We start from the raw sequence: 19789 nt of genomic DNA, 5'->3' as shown, positions 1-19789 counted from the left end.
TCCTTTCTTCGCGCACGTTACGGGCGCGGGTAGACGTAGCTTGAATCAAGGCCGAGAGGGATGTTGAAGCCCCAGAAAATAAACAGTGTGATCGTGAGCGTGACCATGAGGCCGATCGAGTAGGGCAACATTATGGAGGAGAGCGTGCCAATACCCGTCTTTTTCACGTATCGCTGGCAGTACGTGATGATTAGCGGGTAAAACGCGAACATCGGGGTGATGACGTTGATTGCCGAGTCGCTCACACGAAATGTGGCTTGCGTGAGTTCAGGTGCGATTCCCACGCCCATGAGCATCGGGACGAAGATCGGGGCGAGAATAGCCCACTTTGCCGATGCAGACGTGATGATGAGATTCAGGCACGCGACGAAGAGAATGATGCCGAGGACCGTGAGCTGCGGTGGCAAATTGAGTTTTTGTAGAAACTCGGCGCCTGAGACAGCGAGGAGCGAACCGATCTGGCTCTGATTGAAGGCCCACATGAACTGAGCGGCGAAGAAATAGAACACGATGAGCGGAACGAGGGTCTCGGTCATGGCCTCCATGGCCTTTGACACGCCTTTGGGGCCAGTAAAACGGCCCGAAAGAAACCCATAGAGAAGACCCACGAGGCCAGTGAGCACGAAGATCATCATGACGATGGACTGCATGATGGGGGCATCGGGCGCCGTGAGCGAACCCGATTCTGGTGAGCGCCATACGGAATCGCTGGGGATGAGCGAGACGACGAGAGCCGCGATCACGAGAATGAAGACGCCCGTGGAGATGTATAAGGCGCGGTTCTCGCGCGAAGTGAGGGGAGTATCGATGTTCTCGATGTCATCGGATGTGACATCGAGGGGGAAGTTCTTCTGAAGCCAAGGTTCGACCCACTTCTCGGTCACGAGCCACAGCGCAGGAATGACGGTAAAGGTCGCGCCTAGACCGTAGAAATAGTTAGCGAGGATATTGACGCTGTAATTCGGGTCGATGATGTGGGCGGCCGGTTCGGTGAACCCCTGGATAACGGGGTCGATTGCCGAAGGCGTGTAGTTTGCGGCAAACGCGCCGGCGATACCGGCGAATGATGCTGCGATGCCCGCGAGGGGGTGCTTGCCTACCGCATAGAACATGTACGCCGCGACGGGGATGATGACGACGTAACCGGTGTCGGGACCCAGGTGCGAGAGCATGCTTGCGACGATGATCATCGGTGTGAGAAGCGACTTTGGGGTGAACGAGAGGAGCTTTCGCAGCGCGGCGTTGATGTACCCGGAGCCGTCAGCGATACCGATGCCTATCGTCGCCACGATCACCATGCCGAGCGCGGGGAACGTCGCGAAGTTGGTGACGGCTGTGGCCATGAGCTCGACGAGACGGTCGGGTGCGAGCATGTTGACGATTTGAATCTTCTCGTCAGTTGCGGGATTGATGTAGTCGAAGTTCACGAACGACAAAAGCGCCGAGACGACGAGAACGATCACGAGAGCGCTGACGAAGAGCGTCGTGATGTCGGGAATCTTGTTGCCGACTTGAACGATGAGCCCGAGGACGCCTTTGGGTTCGGCTTCCTGAGATGGGGGCGCGGGGGAGGAGGCGTTCGCCGTCACGGGTCATCCTTTCGTCGTGGTAGGCCGTGTGAAGGCTGAGTACGCGAGAGCCTACACGGATTGTAGACAATTTGTGGATGTGCCCATTAAATGAAATGAGGTCTGCCTTAGCCTCGGACGGCCTCCGCGACCTTAATGATTTCCTCCATCGACGCATCGCGAGACTGCACTGAAAGCACGGTGTCGGGGAGGTCCTTGGGCCATACCCAACACATGAAGCCTCCGCGGCCATCGGGATGCGGCGCGCACACACCGCGGTCGAAAGCCTTCTCACCTTCGAGTCCCCACGAGGGATTTTCCGCAGTGGCTTTGCCTTCGGCGATGTCGGTGATGAGGATCGAAATCGTGTTTTCGCCTCGCACGTAGATGGGCCTTGTGCCGATGTGGGCGAGATCCCACTCACCGACGGTGTCGGGAAGGCGTGCGTTTATGGTGTCGTCGGTGTTATCTCCCGTGTTCGTTGACGGACGGCCCGGCGTCGGCTGAGGCACGCCAGGCGTTGGGGAGGCAGGTGGGAGTGAGGTTTCATCGGCCGACGCCGACGGACTAAACGATGACGTCGACGCACTAGACGTTGGTGACGGCGGGTTTGCGGCTTTGGGCATATTGATGATGACCGCGGCGACCGCGACCATGATCCCTGTTACAAGTGCGGCGATGAGGCAGCCGCAGGCCGCAAAAGTAATCACCAGCGGCGATCGTGTCCGATTCTGCAGGTTGTGCGGGCTAGCCATGGTTTCCCCCTGTCTTTACGCGCGCTTCGTGGGGCTACTTACCCTCGATCACGGCTTTCGAAACGCGAACCATTTCCTCCATATCGGAGTACTTCGATGTCATGTAATACGCGGTGTTTCCCGTTGCGCGCGGAAAAATAAGGCAGGTGATCGCCTCGGGGTTGTGGGCATTTAGGCCGCAGCTGCCGCGCTCAAACACCTGTTCACCCTCACGGCCCTCCGAGGGGTTGGAAGGGTCTTCGGAAAGGCTGATCACGAGGAAGCTGATCCGACGATCCCCGTCCTTATAGATCTTGTCCCCACCAACATCCTTGAGGACCCAGTTTTCGATCTTCTCCGGCAATGCCGAGTGCAGTGCCGCCTTCGCTTCTTCAGCAGACTTCGGTGTCGGTGCGGAGGGCGTGTTGGTCGTTGGTGGTGCGACAGGTGTAGGCGATTCAGTTTCGTCGGGCGGGGAAGTGGGGCCCTCGGAGGTGGGGTCAGAGGGTGCCGGTGACGGCGACGTTTGAGTCGTCGCGGGCGCAGCTGGAGACTCGTCTTTCGATCCATTCCACAACACGAATGCCGCGATTGCCGCCACCGCAAGAATGAGGAAGAGGCCCGCTGCCGCGATACACGACCAGATGACGACTGCCCGCCTTCCGGGCGACTTCTCGGGCCCCAATGGCGGTTGCGGGTAGCCCTGGGTTTGCTGGGGTGGTTGCTGTGCTGACATCGCTTTCCCTTTCAACCCGCGTGGCGCCGCTTGAACGGGGCCGGAAACGTCGGTTACGTCACACACTACCTGGGTAACTGGCTATTAGGCCACAGCACGGTTCGAATAGCTAGAGGCGTGCATTTCTCTTCGCCACGAAAGGGTGTTTCATTTGCGGCTGTGGTCTTTGCATCCCGCCTACCTTGATCGGATGGCGCTCGTCGCCTGCTGGCGGGAGGCACTCTTGGCGCAAAAGGTGCTTGCGGGCCTCACTAAGGGATATACGAAGCATCCCCAACTCGAACGTTTTCGAGAGAGCGCCGATCCCCAAGGGAGCATCGGGGCATTCCTTTTAGGGATCGCACGTGAGGCAGATTCCCGTGGATACTCGTTTGATCATTCGAAAATTCACGCGCCCGGGCAACTCGACGGCTCTCTGTCGGTTACTACCGGGCAGCTAACGTTTGAAGCCGAACACTTACGAAGGAAGGTGCGAGAACGCGAACCAGGCTGGCAAGGGGTCCCGCCCGAGGGTGCTGTGCTTGAGCCCCATCCCCTTTTTCGCGTGAGGGAAGGACACCTTGAATCGTGGGAGAGGCCGTGAATACACCGGAGCTTGACGCTCGTGCGCGTCGAATAATACTCATCGTCGCAATCCTCAACCTTGCCGGCTGCCTCGGCGAGGCGATACTCGCCTTCACGATCGGCTCCGCCTCTCTGCTCGCCGATGCAGCAGACTTTCTCGAGGATTTCCTCATCAACTCCCTCGTTCTCCTCGCCCTCGCATGGCCACTGGAGAGCAGACGGAAAGCCTCCTACGCGCTCGCAGGGCTCATCCTCATTCCCGCGGGCGCTGCGTTCGCGATGGCGATTCACAAGCTCCTCACGGGACTGCCGCCGGAACCATTTGCGCTTTCAGGAACAGCCCTTGCAGCGCTCGTGATTAACGCTTGCTGTGCCGTGCTCCTCGTGCGCCTGCGCGCGGGTCACAACGCGCTCGTGCGCGGCGCATGGCTCGCCGCCCGCAACGATGTGCTCGCGAACGTCCTCATCATTGCGGCAGGCGTTCTCACCCTCGTGTGGCATTCGGTTCTCCCCGACGTCGCGGTGGGCATCGTCATTGGGCTCGTCAATCTCGGTGCGGCAAGAGAGGTGTTCGAACAGGCCCGAGCGGAGGAGCCGGAGCTGGAGGCTTAGGGCGCCCGCTGGCGTCACGGAATGGTCGATCAGACCCTTGAGAGCTGGGGGATCGCCCGCTAACGCGAGAGCTTCTGACTCGTCTTTCGAAGATTGTGCGTGAGATACGGTTCGATTACGCGCTGGCCGAGACCAGGTACGAGGGCGAGGGCCGAAAACGCCTTCGGTAGCACCACAACTCGTGAGCGACGCTCGATGTTTTTGACGATCGCGGCAACGACGTCCTCGCGTTTGATCGGGGTGAAGAGCCCGCCGAAGTTACCGCTTGCGCGATTCAGGAGCGGAGAGGTGGTGAGCGCATCCCCGAGAGCAGACTCGAAGAACGAGGGGTGAATGGTTCCGACGCTCACTCCGCTTCCATCGAGCTCAAGCCTGAGTGAATTAGCGAGCGCGAGCACTCCGGCCTTCGAGGCTGAATATGCGGACATCTCCGGCATGTGAATGAACGAGGCGAGGGACGCAATGATGCACACGTGCCCCTTCGCTTCGCGAACGTAGGGGAGTGTGGCCTTAATGGTGCGCCACACCCCATTGAGGTTGGTGTCAACGTTATCCACGAAGCCCGTCGCCGAGTAGTCCTCGACCAATTCAGTCGTCACCATGCCTGCGCCGGCGACGAGGATATCGATGCCGCCAAAGTGGTCGGCAGCGCTCTTCGCCGCAGCCTCGACCGAGGCGAGGTTGCGGACGTTCATCTCGATCGCGAGGGCCTTCTCAGGGCCACCGAGCTCGCGGGCGAGAGTCTCGAGCTTGCCGGTGTTGCGGCCCAGGAGAGCGAGCCGAACTCCGCGGGCGCTAAGGGCCCGGGCGGCGTCGGAACCAAGTGCGCCGGACGCGCCCGTTACGAAGGCGACCTTGCCGCGCAGCCCTTCGGGGGAGAGGTGTGTGCTCATGGTGCCTTTGCCTCTCACGCGAGCTTCTCGAGTCGCCACGCCTGAAGGAGTGTTGCGAACTGAGGGGGAGTGATTGCACCCCTACCTGCGATTCGCGCCTCGACTCGAGCGTTGGCGGCGGTGATGTTCTGCTCGGCGGTCGCGCTCGGGAACGCCTGGGCGTACTTCGGCGGGGTCATGGGCGCCTCCTTCTCGGTTGGGGTGATGCCTCCACTCTACCGGTCGCGTCATACCCTCTTTTATGCCTCCCGATGCGCTAGGCATGATTGCGACAGATGCGCAAGAGGGTATGGCATCATTGTGGTGAGCGGGTAAGCGAAAGGAGACGAATCGATGGCGATCGAGGTCAAGGCCACGCGAAGCGGACGAGAGTGGGATGCGACCCTCTCGATAGGCGGCGAGAGCATCCGAGTCCGTGCTCGTACGTTCGCGCAGATTACGCCCCTCGTGCAGCGCGCTCTCGCGGATGCCGGTCACACCGGGCGAGAGGTGCGCGTGGTAACCGAGTACGACGACGCCAAACGCGGAGCCGACCACGCAAGCGCAGAAGCGGAGGCAGCGGCAAAAATGGCCTCGGAAATCCGCCGTTCTATCATCAGAAAAATGCGAGCCGACGGCCTTAGCCAGGACGACATCGGCGCGATCCTCGGGATCTCGCGGCAACGCGTCTCGCAGCTGAGCAGCTAGCAAAGCTGGCACGCGAAAGCGGCGCCACCTTCGTGCGGTGACGCCGCTTGTGGGCAGGAGAAAAGTACTTACGAAGCGATCCTCGGGATCTCCTCGCTCCAGCGTTTCTCAAACACTGTCTCATCTCCATCGCGGCACTCCACGATCGACTCGGTGGTGAAAGCCTCCGCGGTACACGAGATTCGCGTCGTTGCCGTGAGCGACACATCCCAGCCGAGATCCGGACGCCTAAGGCCCACATTCCAGACAGCCTCGGTGCGCGCCGAAAGTGGATCATCCCACCTAATCCAGTAGCGCTCCACCGTGTCCTCGTCATAGTGCAGGCCATCGGGGTACACGCGCGTGCCACCGTAGGCCGGGTCAACCTGCAGCATCGTCTCGCGCTTCACGACGTCCTGCTGAACAAGCCTTTCGGGTCGAGCTGAACCCGCCCTCCCCGCTTCGGGGTACTCGACGTCGAGGGGAGTGGGTTGAACGGCTTCGCCGAATCCGACGGCCGCGTCGCGCGACGCCGCCTCAGAACCCTCAACCGGCTGCACGCGCACGGGAACTTCGAGGAAGCTTCCATCGATGTCAACCGAGAAACCGTCGGCCCCCGGCTGCGGCCACACCCACGGCCAGTACGCGCTCGAGACGGCGACGCGAAGCGTGTGCCCCTTCGGCAGCACGTAGCCGATGCCCGTGAGGGGAATGTCGAGATCCACCCATTCGTCGGTGGGCATCTCAACGGCTTTATCGCGTCCCTTGCGTGCGGAGAAATTCATATTTCCTCGCGTCACAAGGGTCGAAGAACCATCGGGGGCAACATCGGTCAAGCGAACGTATGCCTGCCCTTTCGGATGAGCCGACTTCACACGCAAGCGAAGAGCGGCGTTACCGAGAATGCGCACATCAGTATCGAGCACGAAGTCGAAGCACGCGCTCTTTGCGTCATCGACGCGCTGATCCGTGGGGAGATCACCCGAGTTGCCAAAGGGAAAGTATCGCCCCGCGCTTATACCTGTATCCTGCGGGCTCTTGACACGGATTTCGCTGCCCGAACGCTCCGCAGCCGGGAGTGCATTCGCCGACGCGAAAGAGAAGCGTTCCTTGGGGCGCTCATCGGTGTTCCACGATTCCTCGGCCACCCACGTGCCGCCAACTTCGTCATAGACCGAACTCGGGCGCATCGAATCAAGCATCCACGCGCGAAGCAGCGGTTCCTCATCGAAGCCGGTTTGCTTCCCCTTGAGATGAAGATCCCAGAAGCGAAGAGTTTCGCCAAGGAAGTCGATGTGGGGCCCGGGGCGCAAGTCGCGATCTGGGTACTGGTGCGACCACGGGCCGATGAGGCCCTTCACGCTCTTCCCGCGCGAGGTGAGGTTCTCGCACAGGCGAAGAATCGTGTCGCGGTACGGATCGAACCAGCCACCGACCGCGAAAACTGCCGCATCGATATTGTCGTAGTCCTCGCAGGCGGAGCCGTGCTTCCAATACTCGTCGCGCGTTTGGTGGCGCATCCACTCGTCGATGTACGGTTCCATCTTGTTCAGGCGATCGAGCCACTGATCCTTCCAGCGCTCGCCCACCACGCGCGGATCAGACGGGCGCGACTCGAACGCGAGCATCGTCGCCGCCCACGCGTGCATGTCCACCGCGAGCATAGAACCGCCGAGGTAGTGCACGTCATTGTCATACCGATCATCCGTCGAGCATGTGGTGACGATCGCTTTGAGCTGCGGCGGCTTACGGGCGGCAAGCTGGAGCGAGTTAAAGCCGCCCCACGAAATGCCGAACATGCCCACATCACCGGTGCACCACCCCTGTGCAGCGATCCACGCGAGAACCTCCTCGCCATCGCTTAGCTCTTGCTCGTCGTACTCGTCGCCGGGCACGCCGTCAGAGTTGCCGTGGCCGCGAATATCCACGCGGATCGATGCGTAACCGTGCCCCGCGTAGTAGGGGTGGCGTTCGTGGTCGCGAGGCGCCGTCCAGTCACCCGCGCGGTACGGAAGGTATTCGAGCAGGGCGGGAACCTTCTCATCGGTGATGGGCATGAAAGCTTTCATCCACAGCTTCGTGCCGTCCGAGAGGGGAATCCAATCTTCTACGATCGTGACGTCGTAGGGAAAGTCGTCGATGTATTTCATGAACGAGCTGTACTCCTTTCGAGCTAGCGGTGGAGGGGTCTATCCCACAAGAGTCATGCGCTTCTTCAGCCAGGGCGTGATGGCCATGAGGAACACGCCGTAGGCCACGACAAGGGCACCCTGAATACCGAAGTAGAGAGCGGCGTTGTCGTAGTCGAAGACCTTCACGATTTGCGCTTGGATCCCCTGCGAGAGAGCCATCGCGGCAAACCACACGGCCATCGTCTGAGATGCGAATGCTCGTGGAGCGAGCTTTGTCGTCGCGCTCATGCCGCTCGTTTGCAGCACGAGATCGCCGAGTCCAAGGAAGATGTAACAGATCACGAGCCAGATCGCAGAGAGCATCGCGGCCTCGCCGCTTACACTCGCTCCAAGCGCTACGACGAGGAAGGCGGCGCCACCGAACACGGTGCCGAGGCCAACTTTCGCCGCAACGTGAGGCTGGCGCTTACCGAGCTTGACCCACAGGAGTGCGAGAACCGGGCCCATGATGATTTCGACGATCGCCGTGAGGGAGATGTACCACGTCGAGGGGTAGCCCCAGCCAAACAGCGAGTTCTCGGTGCGGTTGAGCGCCATGAAGTTGAGCGTATTGCCCGTTTGGAAGTACATGAGGTTGTACGCGACCAGGGCAATGAGCAGGAGTGAATACGGCATAAGGTTCGTGCGCTCGGCCTTCGTAACCTTGGGGGAGCGAGCCATGAGCAGGAGCATGACGATCGGAACGATCGCGCTCACGATCGAGATGACGTTCACGAGCGCGTTGATGCCGTCCTCTGCGAGGATCGTGAAAAGAGCTGCGGCGATCACGGCGGCCACGATGAGCCCGATTGTTGCCCAGAAACCGCGGTCAGCACGGAAGGCGGCGCGGATGCGTGCTGCCGCCTCGTTACCCGCGAGGTTCTTCGAGCCCACAACATATTGAATGACGCCCGCGAACATACCGACGGCAGCGGCCGCGAACCCCCAGTGCCAGCCAACCTCCTGGCCAAGCCAGCCCGCGATGATCGGGCCAAGAAATGCGCCGATGTTGATGCCTGAGTAGTAGATCGAGAACCCGGCGTCGCGGCGCTCATCCTCGCTCGAGTAGAGCTCCCCAACCTTCGTGGAGACATTCGGTTTGAGCAGACCTGTGCCGAGGACGATCAGGGCTAGGCCGAGCCATGTCGAGAAGGACGCGGGGATGCCCATGAAGATGTGTCCGGCAGCAATGATGATGCCGCCGAAAAGCACCGTGCGGTAGGTGCCGATAATTCGGTCGGCAATCCACGCCCCCACGATCGATAGCAGGTACACGAGCGCGCCATAGGCCGCGACGATGCTCGAGGCGACGCCTTCGTCAAAGCCCATGCCGCCATTAGCGACGGCATCGGCGAAGTAGAGGGCGAGGATCGCCTGGAAACCTAAGTAGGAGAACCTTTCCCAGATCTCAAGGCCGAAGAGCGTCGCGAGGCCGCGCGGGTGGCCGAGGAAGGCGCGGTCCTGTTGGATGGCGCTGTCTCGTTCGGCTTCACGGGCAAAGCGCTCCTGTGCGATGGGTGCGGGATCGTCCATGCCAGTCCTTTCGTGGCGCGAGGGGGAATCGAGCGCCGCGACAACGCACTGTATCTATGCGTGCATACAATCTGCGGCTCCCTCTACCGTGGACGCCCAAGGCGCGCCTGTAAAGGTTGGCAAGGGAGAAGCTGTGAGAAGTCTCGCCGCTTTACCAGCGATTGGACTTCTTTGCGCCGCGGTCCTCGAATCGCTTGCCCTTGCGGGTCTTGAATTTTCCGCCCTTCTTTGGACCCTGATCGACCTGAATACGCATCGGCTTGCCACCCACGCGCGCGCGGCCAATGCGCGCGAGCGCTGCCTCGTCGACGCCATCGCGAAGCTCGACGAGCGAGAACGAGGGGAAGAGATCGATCTTGCCGACATCCTGACCATTGAGTCCGCCCTCGCCGGCGATTGCTCCAACGATTGCCTGCGGGCGCACGCCATTATTCTTACCGACTGCGATGCGGTAGGTCGTGAAGCCAGCACTCGTGCGGCGTGAGCGCTTCTCGCCGCGGTTGCGATCTCCCCGATCGCCACGATCTTTGCGATCGCCCTTGGCTCCCTTATCGCGGAAGCTTGCACCCGTGAACTCATCATCGCTCGCGCGTGGGCCGTCGTCGCCGACCGTCATCGCACCGAGCGCCGCTGCTACCTGTTCAATCGAGACATTGTTTTCGCTCAAGAACTCGTTGAGGAGGTCGTAGTAGAGGTTGAGGCGTCCCTTCTCGAGACGCGCGGGTACCTCACTCAGCACCTTTTTCATCTTGTGGCGCGAGACGTCGAGCGGTGAGGGGATCTGCACTTCCTCAAGTTCCTGACGAGTCGTGCGCTCGATGTTGCGTAGCTTTCGCTTTTCGTGAGGTGCGACGAAAGTAATCGCCTGCCCCGTGCGGCCAGCGCGGCCGGTGCGGCCAATGCGGTGGACGTATGCCTCGGGTTCCGAGGGAATGTCAAAATTGACCACGAGGCCGATGCGTTCGACGTCTAGACCTCGGGCGGCAACGTCGGTCGCGACGAGGACCGTGAGTGAACCGTCGCGCAGGCGCTCGACGATACGCTCGCGCTCTTTTTGTGGGACGTCGCCCGAGATGGTCGCAGCCACGATGCCGCGAGCAATGAGCGCCGTTCCTACTTCTTCGGCCGCGCTACGCGTGCGCACAAACACGATCGTGGCATCGGCATCCGTTGTCTCAACGATGCGGGTGAGGGCGCCCGTCTTGTGGCGGAACGGCACGACCGCGTACTTCTGGTCGACGCTCGTGACGGTTGTCGACTGTCGGGCGACGGCGACGCTGACCGCATCGGGCATGTGCTCCTCCGCAACGCGCTTAATCGCGGGAGGCATGGTTGCGCTGAAAAGTGCCATGCGCTTCTGCTTCGGGGCGAAACCGAGGATTTCGTCGACGTCCTCGGCAAAGCCCATGCGGAGCATTTCATCGGCCTCGTCCAGCACGAGTGTCGAGAGGTCGTCAAGCACGATATTGCCGCGCTTGAGATGGTCGATGACGCGCCCGGGCGTGCCGACAATGACATGGGCGCCGCGCTCGAGCGCTCTTTCCTGTGGGCCGTACGGGGCGCCGCCATACACGCTCACGACGTTCACCCCATCGAGCTTCGCGGCGAACGACTGGATTGCATCGGCCACCTGCATGGCGAGTTCTCGCGTTGGGGCAAGAACGAGTCCCTGGGTAGAGCGGTTCGAAGCTCGGATTTCAGCGAGCAGCGGCAGACCAAACGCGGCGGTTTTACCCGTACCGGTCTGGGCGACGCCGAGGACGCTTCGCCCTTCGAGCAGTGCGGGAATGGCGCGCTCTTGGATGGGGGAGGGATGCGTGAACCCAAGGTCGTGGACGGCCGCGAGAAGCTCCGGCGGAAGGCCGAGTTCATCGAAGCGCATGCGCTCGTCGTTGGCTGGTTCTTCGGGGGTGTCTGTATCCGTGCCGCCGTCTGCGGCGTCTGTACCGGCCTGCGCCATGCCATCCATCTCGAGCGCTTCCGCGATTTCTTCGCGGTTTTCCAGGGCAATTTCCGTGTCGTTGTGGTTGTCGGTCGTCATCATTCGGGTCCTTCCGGGCCATCACACACGCCCGCCCCGGAATACGCACGTGAACACTTTCGGGCCGCTCATCGGCCCCTCATTCTGTCGAGCACGTCCCCGCGGGAATCCCGCACAAAAAATGCGCCGTCCGGATCGGCGCTAAGTCCTCATCGCGCCCACATGGCGCTCACACGTGCTGGCACCAGCTTACGGAAAATAGGGGCGCAAGGGGAGGGGGAAGGGCGCGACAATGGTCACCTCCGCAAGATTTCTCTGCTGGCCTCACGCATTGTTCGTGTGGCTTTTGACCCCATTTCTCGTGCATCGCCCCTTGGTCTCTCTCATCGCCCCTTGATGTCGCTGCTCGGGTACCCCCACTTGGGCCCCCAACCCTCTCGTCCCTGAGGTCGCCTTGCCCTTATCGCCCCAGAAGATTCGGTGAAAGTGGGGAAAAATCGCCGCCTCACGATGTTTATCAGGTCCTTTACGCCAAAAATCACCACTTTCGTTGCGGGAGCGGCGTGGAACGGAGACAGGGGCGACCCAAGGAGCGAGGAGAGACGGGCAGGGGGAGTGCCGCCGGAGGGCAGGAGAGACGGGCAGGGGAGTTGAGAGTGCAGTTAGAGGGGAGGAGAGACGGAAGAAAGGGGCAAGGGGGTGCGGCTGGAGGGGAGGAAGAATGGGAGAGATGGGCTGGGGGAGTTGGAGTTCGCTGGAGGGGAGGAGACACCGGAGGAAGGGGCAAAGTGTCGGGCAGGGGTAGACGACAAAGAGATTTGGGGCAGGTCCGACGGTTGAGCGGCAACCGTCGGACTGCACTCGCTAGCCGTGCGCGCTAAACTGGTGCGGATTGCGGCTGATCGCCGAGCGCACCGCACCCTTACGGTGCCCGCGCATGCATGCGCCGCACACGACCGACCACCCCGAAGTCAAAGGAATCTTCATGCTTCGCACCCACCGCGCCGGTGATCTGAGGGCAGATCACATCGGCCAGGACGTCACTCTCGCCGGCTGGATTGGAAGGCGCCGTGACCACGGCGGTGTGGCCTTCCTCGATCTGCGTGATGCTTCGGGGGTGTCGCAGGTCGTTGTTCGCGAAGAAGATGCGCATCACTTGCGAAACGAGTTCGTGCTCAAGGTCACGGGAAAGGTCGAGCGCCGCCCCGAAGGTAACGAAAACCCGGCTCTTCCCACGGGCGACATCGAGGTCATCGCATCCGAGGTTGAGGTGCTCAACCCCGCCGCTGCGCTCCCGTTCCAGCTCGATGAGCACAGTGAGGTGGGCGAGGAAGCTCGCTTGCGCTACCGCTACCTCGACATGCGCCGTGCGGAAACGGCATATGCGTTGCGCCTGCGCTCGAAAGTCAATCAGGCCGCGCGCGAGGTGCTCCTCAACGAAGACTTCGTCGAGATCGAAACGCCAACCCTTACCCGCTCGACCCCCGAGGGGGCGCGCGACTTCCTCGTCCCGGCACGCCTCGCTCCCGGATCGTGGTACGCACTTCCGCAGTCGCCGCAGCTTTTCAAGCAGCTGCTCATGGTGGGCGGCATGGAACGCTACTTCCAGCTCGCTCGCTGCTACCGCGACGAAGACTTCCGCGCCGACCGCCAGCCCGAGTTCACGCAGCTTGACGTCGAAATGAGCTTCGCTGATCAGGAAGACGTGATCGCGCTTGCCGAGAAGATTCTCGTGAACGTGTGGAAGCAAATCGGCTACGACATTGAAACGCCGATCAAGCGCATCACCTACCACGAATCGATGGCCCGCTACGGCTCGGATAAGCCAGACCTCCGTTTCGATCTCGAGATCACCGAGATGACCGACTTCTTCAAGGACACGCCGTTCCGCGTGTTCCAGGCGCCGTACGTTGGCGCGATCGTCATGAAAGGCGGCGCTTCGCAGCCGCGCCGCACGCTCGATGCGTGGCAGGAATTCGCGAAGCAGCGCGGCGCAAAGGGCCTCGCTTACGTCCTCTTCCAGGAGGATGGTTCGCTCGGCGGCCCCGTCGCCAAGAACCTCTCCGACGAGGAGAAGGCCGGTCTCGCCGACAAGGTCGGCGCGAGCGCTGGCGACTGCGTGTTCTTCGCAGCCGGCGACGCCAAGAATTCGCGCGCCCTTCTTGGCGCCGTGCGCAACGAGATTGGCGACCGCCTCGGCCTGATCAACCCCGACGAGTTCGCTTTCGTGTGGGTCGTGGATGCGCCCATGTTCGAGCCCGCCGGCGACGCCGAAGCGGCCGGCGACGTCGCGGTTGGTCACGGCGAATGGACCGCCGTTCACCACGCCTTCACGTCCCCGAAGCCTGAGTTCCTTGACACGTTTGACACCGACCCTGGCTCGGCGCTCAGCTACGGCTACGACATTGTATGCAACGGCAACGAGATTGGCGGCGGCTCGATTCGTATCCACCAGGCCGACGTGCAGCAGCGCGTCTTCGCACTGATGGGCATCAGCGAAGAAGAAGCGCAGGAGAAGTTCGGCTTCCTCCTCGAGGCGTTCAAGTTCGGTGCGCCGCCCCACGGCGGCATCGCGTTCGGCTGGGATCGCATCGTGTCGATCCTCGCGAAGACCGACTCGATCCGCGATGTCATCGCCTTCCCGAAGACCGGTAACGGTTACGACCCGCTGACGGCAGCCCCGGCGCCCATCACGCCGCAGCAGCGTAAGGAAGCGGGCGTGGACTTCAAGCCGGAGAAGAAGGCAAAGGATAAGGACTCGGCGAAGGCCGAGCAGCCGTCGGACACCGCCAAGTAACCCGGCCCTGCACAAAGCCCCCGGTTACCGAACGACATGTTCGGGCCGGGGGCTTTCCCATGGGCGAAGAAAATCTACGGACGAGGGTCCTCGCCATGCTTGATCTGCGGTTTCGGCATGCGCCACGGGCGGATGTTCGTTGAGCGAAGGAGCCCGTACGACACCATTCCGGCCGGGACCACGCCGAACCGTTCCATGAGTGCCTTGCGGATTTTGCGCCGCACGAGGAACGTATCGATCACCACGACGATGATGCCTGCCCACAGCACGGCGAGGAACACAATCGAAACGACCTGGAACTTTACCGGGTCGATGAGCTGCATCACGAAGGGGAACAGCATCGCGATCAGGGCCAGTGGCAAGAAGTACTCGGCGACGTTATGGCGCGAGTCGACGACGTCACGCACGAGACGGCGATCGGCACCACGGTGCTGTACGGGGTAGTGCGCCTCATCGCCGGTGAGGAGAGCCTGGTGCTCGCGATTGGCCGCCGCGCGGTCCTTCTGCTTAGAACGGCGCTTCGCCTCCTTGCGATCCTTCGGAACGAGCGGCGTGCGGCGCGCAGCCTGGGCGTCCTTACGCGAGCGGGTCGGGCGCCCCTTCTTCGGGGTCGTCGCAGAATGCTCGGCTGGGGCAGGGCTGGCGGAGTTAGCGGAAGTCGTGTCGGTATTCACCCATCCAATTCTAGACTCCCGGCGCCCGGACACGCACAGTAGGCACGGGGTTTCGTGAGGAATTCCGACGGTCGCAGGGATACGGTGGAGCAAAGACCATTAACGCGCCAGCGGCGCGGAAGGAGAAGAGGAATGTCGCTCAGCGTCGACGCAATCAATGAGAAGGTCAAAGCCCTTCAACCGCAAGCACTCGAGGACCTCACGGCGCTCGTCGCGATTCCCTCGATCGCTTTTGACGGTTACGACCAGTCGCACGTGAGGGCTAGTGCCGAAAAAGTAGCCGCGCTCCTCAAGGATGCCGGTATGCCCGAGGTAAGCATCGAATCCGTCGAGGGCGGCGCGCCGGCCGTTCTCGCGCGACGTCCCGCGAAGCCAGGTAAGCCGACGGTCATGCTGTACGCCCACCACGACGTGCAGCCCGTCGGCGATGAATCCGAATGGACAACTCCGCCGTTTGAAGCGACCGAGCGCAACGGCCGCCTGTACGGCCGCGGCGCTGCCGACGACAAGGCCGGCGTGATGGCTCACGTGACCGCCCTGCGTGCGCTCAAGGACGAGCTCGAAGAATCCGGCGTCGGCATCGTCGTGTTTGTGGAAGGTGAAGAGGAATACGGCAGCGAGACCTTCCGCCCGTTCCTCGAAAAGCACCAGGACATCATGCGCAGCGACATCATCGTCGTCGCCGACTCCTCGAACTGGGCCGTCGGCCGCCCCGCCCTCACGACGAGCCTTCGCGGCGTTGTTGCCTTCGAGCTTGACGTTCAGGTTCTCGACTACTCCGTGCACTCGGGCATGTTCGGTGGACCCGTGATCGATGCTCTTACCCAGCTTTCGCGCGTCCTCACGACCTTCCACAACGACGACGGCACGATCGCCGTCGACGGTCTTCACGTGGCCGATGCCCCCGAAGTTGACATGGACGAAGCGGACTTCCGCCGCGACGCCGGTGTCCCCGAAGGGCTGCCGCTCGCCGGCGACGGATCGATCACCTCGCGCCTGTGGACGAAGCCCGCGATCTCGGTCATCGGCATCGACGCGCCGGCCGTGCAGCAAGCCTCGAACACGCTCGTATCGAAGGCTCGCGCGAAGGTCAGCGTGCGCATCGCGCCTGGCGAAGACCCCGCACACGCCACCGAGGTTCTTAGAAAGCACGTTGAAGCCCACACGCCGGCCGCCGCGAAGGTCACGTTCACGCCCGTCGATGCAGGCAAACCATTCCTTGCGCCCGCGAGCAGCGCGGGAATGGATCTGGCTCGCCGCGCGTTTCATGACTCGTGGGGCGTCGAACCCGTCGATACGGGTCTCGGTGGCTCGATCCCCTTCATCTCCGATCTTCTCGAGCTGTTCCCGAAAGCGGATGTGCTCGTGACCGGTGTTGAAGACCCGGATTCGCGCGCCCACGGCGTCGACGAGTCGCTCCACCTCGGCGACTTCGAACGCGTCTGCGTTGCTGAAGCACTCATCCTGCTCGGCGCCGCCGAGCTCGAACCGAAAGAAACCGCGTAGGCTTTGACGCACACGTGACATACCGGACCACCACGGAGGACCAATGACCGACACCGCAACTAAAGCTGTTCCCGCACACGGTGTGACCCTCACCGAGGTTGCATCCGACAAGGTGAAACAGCTTCTCGCGCAAGAAGGTCGCGATGACCTGCGCCTTCGTATCGCCGTTCAGCCTGGCGGCTGCTCGGGGCTCATCTATCAGCTCTACTTCGATGAACGTCTCCTTGAGGGCGATGCGACCGTTGACTTCAACGGCGTCGAGGTCGTTGTCGACAAGAATTCGATCCCGTTCCTGTCGGGAGCAACGATCGACTTCTCCGACACCATCGAGAAGCAAGGTTTCACGATCGACAACCCCAATGCGTCGAGCTCGTGCGCATGCGGAGACTCCTTCGCCTAAACGCGCTCGTTCGTTCAGTTCGCGAGTGGGCTGCCGCGCACGCGGTGGCCCACTCGCGCGTTAATCGGGCATCCGTCGGACCCAAAACCTCGCGCTGGACCTGCTTGCCCGTCCCGAGCGGCCCAAACGTGACTGAGCAAACCCCACGGAATCTGCAAAAAGCGACGGTGAAGGCAACATTTGGTGGCAAGTCGCGTATGATGACTAAGGACTCTCGTCCCGATTAGTGTGCACACCCCGTGCCACGCCGGGAGCGAGGTAGACAGAAACAACCGCACAATCGAGAGCGAATCTCCCCACAACCGATTCGCCACGCGATACATGGAAGGTCAGCCTGTGATCCCCCAAACCCCGGAACGCAGCCGCCGAATGCCGAAGGCCATCGCCGCCTTTGCCCTGACGGCGCTTGCTCTCGTGGGCTGCACGGAAGAGCAGCAGCGAGGATTCCTCCCCGGTGACACCACTCACCAGATCACGAATCAGACAGACCGCATCATCACAATGTGGACCGGTTCGTGGATTACCCTCCTCGCCGTCGGCCTTCTCGTGTGGGGCTTGATCTTCTGGTGTGCCATCGCCTACCGCCGCAAGAAGGGCGACAAGGGCTTCCCCGTCCAGCTGCGCTATCACGTTCCGATCGAGCTGACGTTCACGCTCATTCCGGTCATCATGATCATGACCCTCTTCTACTTCACGCAGCGTGACATCTCCGAGATCGAACGTCTCGACCCGAACCCGGATGTCACCGTCAACGTCGTTGCGAAGCAGTGGAGCTGGGATTTCAACTACGTTGACGCAGATGTCCACGAAGATCCAGGCGTCCAGTCCTTCCGCACTGGCGAAGAAGGCGCCGCTGAAGATCTCCCCACTCTTTACCTTCCCGTTGGCGAAACCGTTGAGTTCCAGCTCGACTCTCGCGACGTCATCCACTCGTTCTGGGTCGTGGACTTCCTCTACAAGAAAGACATGTTCCCCGGTCACACCACCGCCTTCCAGGTGACCCCGCAGATCGAAGGCACCTACGCCGGCAAATGCGCCGAGCTGTGCGGTGAGTTCCACTCCGACATGCTCTTCAACGTCAAGGTTGTCTCCAAGCAAGAGTTCGAAGCGCACATGGAAGAGCTGCGCGCGAAGGGGAACACGGGTCAGCTGTCGAACGACCTCAACCGCCTCCAAAAGTCCTGGAACATGAAGGACGATTCCGACCGCCGCATCGAAAACCGTCGTGAGGATGCCAAAAAGTGAGCACTACAACCGCAGAGACCACGAGCCGCTTCACCCCGGCCACGCCTGAGACGAAGAAGGGCAACCAGCTCTTCAAGCTGCTCACCACGACCGATCACAAGACGATCGGCATCATGTACATGGCTACCGCCTTTTTCTTCTTCTGCTTCGGTGGCGTGCTCGCACTGCTCATTCGTGCCGAACTGTGGGAGCCAGGCCTGCAGGTGGTCGTGTCCAAGGGGCAGTACAACCAGCTCTTCACGATGCACGGCACGATCATGCTCCTCATGTTCGGCACACCGCTCTTTGCCGGCTTCGCAAACTACCTTTTGCCGCTTCAAATCGGTGCAGTCGACATGGCGTTCCCGCGCCTGAACATGTTCTCGTACTGGCTCACCGGATTCGGCTCACTCATTGCCTGCGCCGGATTCCTTACACCGCAGGGTGCGGCCTCCTTCGGCTGGTTCGCCTACGCGCCGCTTTCCGACACAACCTTTACTCCGGGGCTCGGCGGCGACCTGTGGGCCTTCGGGTTGTGCATGCAGGGCTTCGGCACCATCCTCGGTGCGGTCAACTTCATCACGACCATCATCACAATGCGCATGCCCGGCATGACCATGTTCCGCATGCCGATCTTCACGTGGAACGTCCTCATTACGTCGATCCTCATCCTCATGGTCTTCCCCCCGCTCGCAGCCGCGCTTTTCGCCCTCGGCGCTGACCGCGTGCTCGACGCCAATATCTTTGACCCTGCCAACGGCGGGCCAATCCTCTGGCAGCACCTCTTCTGGTTCTTTGGCCACCCCGAGGTTTACGTTCTCGCGCTGCCGTTCTTCGGTATCGCCTCTGAAATCATCCCCGTCTTCAGCCGCAAGCCCATCTTCGGCTACAAGACCCTCGTCTATGCGACGATCTCGATCGCTGCCCTCTCCGTGACCGTGTGGGCGCACCACATGTTCACAACCGGCGCAGTGATGCTCGACTTCTTCGCCTTCATGACCATGATGATCGCGGTTCCCACAGGCGTGAAGTTCTTCAACTGGGTCGGCACCATGTGGCGCGGTTCCCTCACCTTTGAATCGCCAATGTTGTTCACGCTCGGCTTCATGACCACCTTCCTCTTTGGTGGCCTCACCGGCGTCATCCTCTCCACCCCGGTTCTCGACTTCCACCTGAGCGACACCTACTTCGTCGTCGCGCACTTCCACTACGTCATCTTCGGCACGGTGGCCTTCGAAATGTTCGCGGGCTTCTACTTCTGGTGGCCCAAGATGTTCGGCTACAAGCTCCGCGAAGACCTCGCAAAGGTGCACTTCTGGCTCCTACTCGTCGGCTTCCACATGACCTTCCTCATCCAGCACTTCATGGGTGTCGAGGGTGCTCCGCGCCGTTACATGAACTACCTCTCCGAGGACGGTTTCCAGTGGATGAACCAGTTCTCCACGATCGGCGCCTTCATCCTTGGTGCCTCGACTCTTCCGTTCTTCCTTAACGTGATCCTCACCCACATGAAGGGCGAGAAAGTCACCGTGAACGACCCTTGGGGCTACGGCGCTTCCCTCGAGTGGGCAACCTCGTGCCCGCCGCCGCGCCATAACTTCGTCGAGCTGCCGCGCATTCGCTCGGAACGCCCGGCCTTCGACCAGAAGTTCCCGGAAGTCGCCGCGATCGATCAGGTCCACGTCAACCGCGACGAGATAGCCCTCGTTAGCGCCCACGGAGGTAAGTAA

Annotated in this window: 17 protein-coding genes; 8 read left to right on the top strand and 9 right to left on the bottom strand. The window is 61.6% G+C overall.

The window, feature by feature from the left end:
• Positions 1–17: 17 nt before the first annotated feature.
• From E6X30_RS01660 to E6X30_RS01650, 3 genes are all read right to left on the bottom strand, one after another.
• The gene (locus E6X30_RS01660; protein WP_316335596.1) at positions 18–1589 is read right to left on the bottom strand and encodes an AbgT family transporter; all 1572 of its coding nucleotides are present in this window, start codon (positions 1587–1589) and stop codon (positions 18–20) included.
• A 107-nt stretch (positions 1590–1696) separates the two neighbouring features.
• On the bottom strand, positions 1697–2278 hold the full coding sequence (locus E6X30_RS01655) for a hypothetical protein (protein WP_316335595.1): 582 nt from the start codon (positions 2276–2278) through the stop codon (positions 1697–1699).
• A gap of 79 nt (positions 2279–2357) precedes the next feature.
• A complete protein-coding gene (locus E6X30_RS01650) occupies positions 2358–3038 on the bottom strand; it encodes a hypothetical protein (protein ID WP_150128901.1) in 681 nt (226 codons plus the stop codon).
• 142 nt (positions 3039–3180) lie between these two features.
• On the opposite strand from E6X30_RS01650, the gene E6X30_RS01645 reads away from it, so the two are divergent.
• Both E6X30_RS01645 and E6X30_RS01640 read left to right on the top strand, forming a co-directional pair.
• Positions 3181–3621 carry a pyrimidine dimer DNA glycosylase/endonuclease V gene (locus E6X30_RS01645; protein WP_316335594.1) on the top strand — a complete coding sequence of 147 codons (441 nt, stop codon included), beginning with the start codon at positions 3181–3183 and terminating at the stop codon, positions 3619–3621.
• A complete protein-coding gene (locus E6X30_RS01640) occupies positions 3618–4214 on the top strand; it encodes a cation transporter (RefSeq protein ID WP_316335593.1) in 597 nt (198 codons plus the stop codon). The genes E6X30_RS01645 and E6X30_RS01640 overlap by 4 nt, the downstream gene beginning before the upstream one ends.
• Before the next feature lie 59 nt (positions 4215–4273).
• On the opposite strand, the gene E6X30_RS01635 is transcribed toward E6X30_RS01640, so the two are convergent.
• Both E6X30_RS01635 and E6X30_RS01630 read right to left on the bottom strand, forming a co-directional pair.
• The gene (locus E6X30_RS01635) at positions 4274–5107 is read right to left on the bottom strand and encodes an SDR family NAD(P)-dependent oxidoreductase (RefSeq protein WP_316335592.1); all 834 of its coding nucleotides are present in this window, start codon (positions 5105–5107) and stop codon (positions 4274–4276) included.
• 14 nt (positions 5108–5121) lie between these two features.
• Positions 5122–5286, bottom strand: coding sequence for a hypothetical protein (locus E6X30_RS01630; RefSeq protein ID WP_259874033.1), 165 nt, complete (start codon positions 5284–5286; stop codon positions 5122–5124).
• Between the two features lie 154 nt (positions 5287–5440).
• Between E6X30_RS01630 and E6X30_RS01625 the strand changes: the two genes are divergently transcribed.
• Positions 5441–5794 (top strand): sigma factor-like helix-turn-helix DNA-binding protein, encoded by a 354-nt coding sequence (locus tag E6X30_RS01625; protein ID WP_316335591.1) that lies wholly within the window; start codon positions 5441–5443, stop codon positions 5792–5794.
• A gap of 68 nt (positions 5795–5862) precedes the next feature.
• On the opposite strand, the gene E6X30_RS01620 is transcribed toward E6X30_RS01625, so the two are convergent.
• The 3 genes from E6X30_RS01620 to E6X30_RS01610 form a co-directional block, all read right to left on the bottom strand.
• Positions 5863–7923: a CocE/NonD family hydrolase gene (locus tag E6X30_RS01620; protein ID WP_316335590.1), complete on the bottom strand. Its 2061-nt coding sequence runs from the start codon at positions 7921–7923 to the stop codon at positions 5863–5865.
• Between the two features lie 39 nt (positions 7924–7962).
• Positions 7963–9477: a peptide MFS transporter gene (locus E6X30_RS01615; protein WP_316335589.1), complete on the bottom strand. Its 1515-nt coding sequence runs from the start codon at positions 9475–9477 to the stop codon at positions 7963–7965.
• A gap of 151 nt (positions 9478–9628) precedes the next feature.
• Positions 9629–11518 carry a DEAD/DEAH box helicase gene (locus tag E6X30_RS01610; RefSeq protein WP_316335706.1) on the bottom strand — a complete coding sequence of 630 codons (1890 nt, stop codon included), beginning with the start codon at positions 11516–11518 and terminating at the stop codon, positions 9629–9631.
• Between the two features lie 925 nt (positions 11519–12443).
• On the opposite strand from E6X30_RS01610, the gene aspS reads away from it, so the two are divergent.
• Entirely contained in the window at positions 12444–14255 is a 1812-nt protein-coding gene (gene aspS, locus E6X30_RS01605; RefSeq protein ID WP_016664699.1) for an aspartate--tRNA ligase, read from the top strand.
• Positions 14256–14329: 74 nt separating this feature from the next.
• Here the strand turns inward: aspS and E6X30_RS01600 are convergent, their stop codons facing one another.
• The gene (locus tag E6X30_RS01600; RefSeq protein ID WP_016664698.1) at positions 14330–14929 is read right to left on the bottom strand and encodes a DUF3043 domain-containing protein; all 600 of its coding nucleotides are present in this window, start codon (positions 14927–14929) and stop codon (positions 14330–14332) included.
• Between the two features lie 132 nt (positions 14930–15061).
• Here E6X30_RS01600 and E6X30_RS01595 point away from each other — a divergent pair, with 132 nt between their 5' ends.
• The 4 genes from E6X30_RS01595 (at position 15062) to ctaD (ending at position 19789) form a co-directional block, all read left to right on the top strand.
• Positions 15062–16435, top strand: coding sequence for a dipeptidase (locus E6X30_RS01595; RefSeq protein WP_016664697.1), 1374 nt, complete (start codon positions 15062–15064; stop codon positions 16433–16435).
• 43 nt (positions 16436–16478) lie between these two features.
• The gene (locus E6X30_RS01590) at positions 16479–16835 is read left to right on the top strand and encodes an iron-sulfur cluster assembly accessory protein (protein WP_016664696.1); all 357 of its coding nucleotides are present in this window, start codon (positions 16479–16481) and stop codon (positions 16833–16835) included.
• A gap of 336 nt (positions 16836–17171) precedes the next feature.
• Positions 17172–18080, top strand: a complete 909-nt coding sequence (coxB, locus tag E6X30_RS01585; RefSeq protein ID WP_016664695.1) for a cytochrome c oxidase subunit II — start codon at positions 17172–17174, stop codon at positions 18078–18080.
• The gene (gene ctaD / locus E6X30_RS01580) at positions 18077–19789 is read left to right on the top strand and encodes a cytochrome c oxidase subunit I (RefSeq protein ID WP_070458512.1); all 1713 of its coding nucleotides are present in this window, start codon (positions 18077–18079) and stop codon (positions 19787–19789) included. Before coxB ends, ctaD begins: the two co-directional genes overlap by 4 nt.

The sequence above is a fragment of the Dermabacter sp. genome (assembly GCF_032550575.1).
Taxonomy (GTDB): domain Bacteria; phylum Actinomycetota; class Actinomycetes; order Actinomycetales; family Dermabacteraceae; genus Dermabacter; species Dermabacter hominis.
This window is presented reverse-complemented; position numbering and strand designations above follow the sequence as displayed.

What these genes read in the sequence shown, in the direction of transcription:
- E6X30_RS01650 (WP_150128901.1), bottom strand. Translation starts at nt 3,038, where the DNA reads ATGTCAGCACAGCAACCACCCCAGCAAACCCAGGGCTACCCGCAACCG.
- E6X30_RS01635 (WP_316335592.1), bottom strand. Translation starts at nt 5,107, where the DNA reads ATGAGCACACACCTCTCCCCCGAAGGGCTGCGCGGCAAGGTCGCCTTC.
- E6X30_RS01630 (WP_259874033.1), bottom strand. Translation starts at nt 5,286, where the DNA reads ATGACCCCGCCGAAGTACGCCCAGGCGTTCCCGAGCGCGACCGCCGAG.
- E6X30_RS01625 (WP_316335591.1), top strand. Translation starts at nt 5,441, where the DNA reads ATGGCGATCGAGGTCAAGGCCACGCGAAGCGGACGAGAGTGGGATGCG.
- E6X30_RS01620 (WP_316335590.1), bottom strand. Translation starts at nt 7,923, where the DNA reads ATGAAATACATCGACGACTTTCCCTACGACGTCACGATCGTAGAAGAT.
- E6X30_RS01615 (WP_316335589.1), bottom strand. Translation starts at nt 9,477, where the DNA reads ATGGACGATCCCGCACCCATCGCACAGGAGCGCTTTGCCCGTGAAGCC.
- E6X30_RS01610 (WP_316335706.1), bottom strand. Translation starts at nt 11,518, where the DNA reads ATGACGACCGACAACCACAACGACACGGAAATTGCCCTGGAAAACCGC.
- aspS (WP_016664699.1), top strand. Translation starts at nt 12,444, where the DNA reads ATGCTTCGCACCCACCGCGCCGGTGATCTGAGGGCAGATCACATCGGC.
- E6X30_RS01595 (WP_016664697.1), top strand. Translation starts at nt 15,062, where the DNA reads ATGTCGCTCAGCGTCGACGCAATCAATGAGAAGGTCAAAGCCCTTCAA.
- E6X30_RS01590 (WP_016664696.1), top strand. Translation starts at nt 16,479, where the DNA reads ATGACCGACACCGCAACTAAAGCTGTTCCCGCACACGGTGTGACCCTC.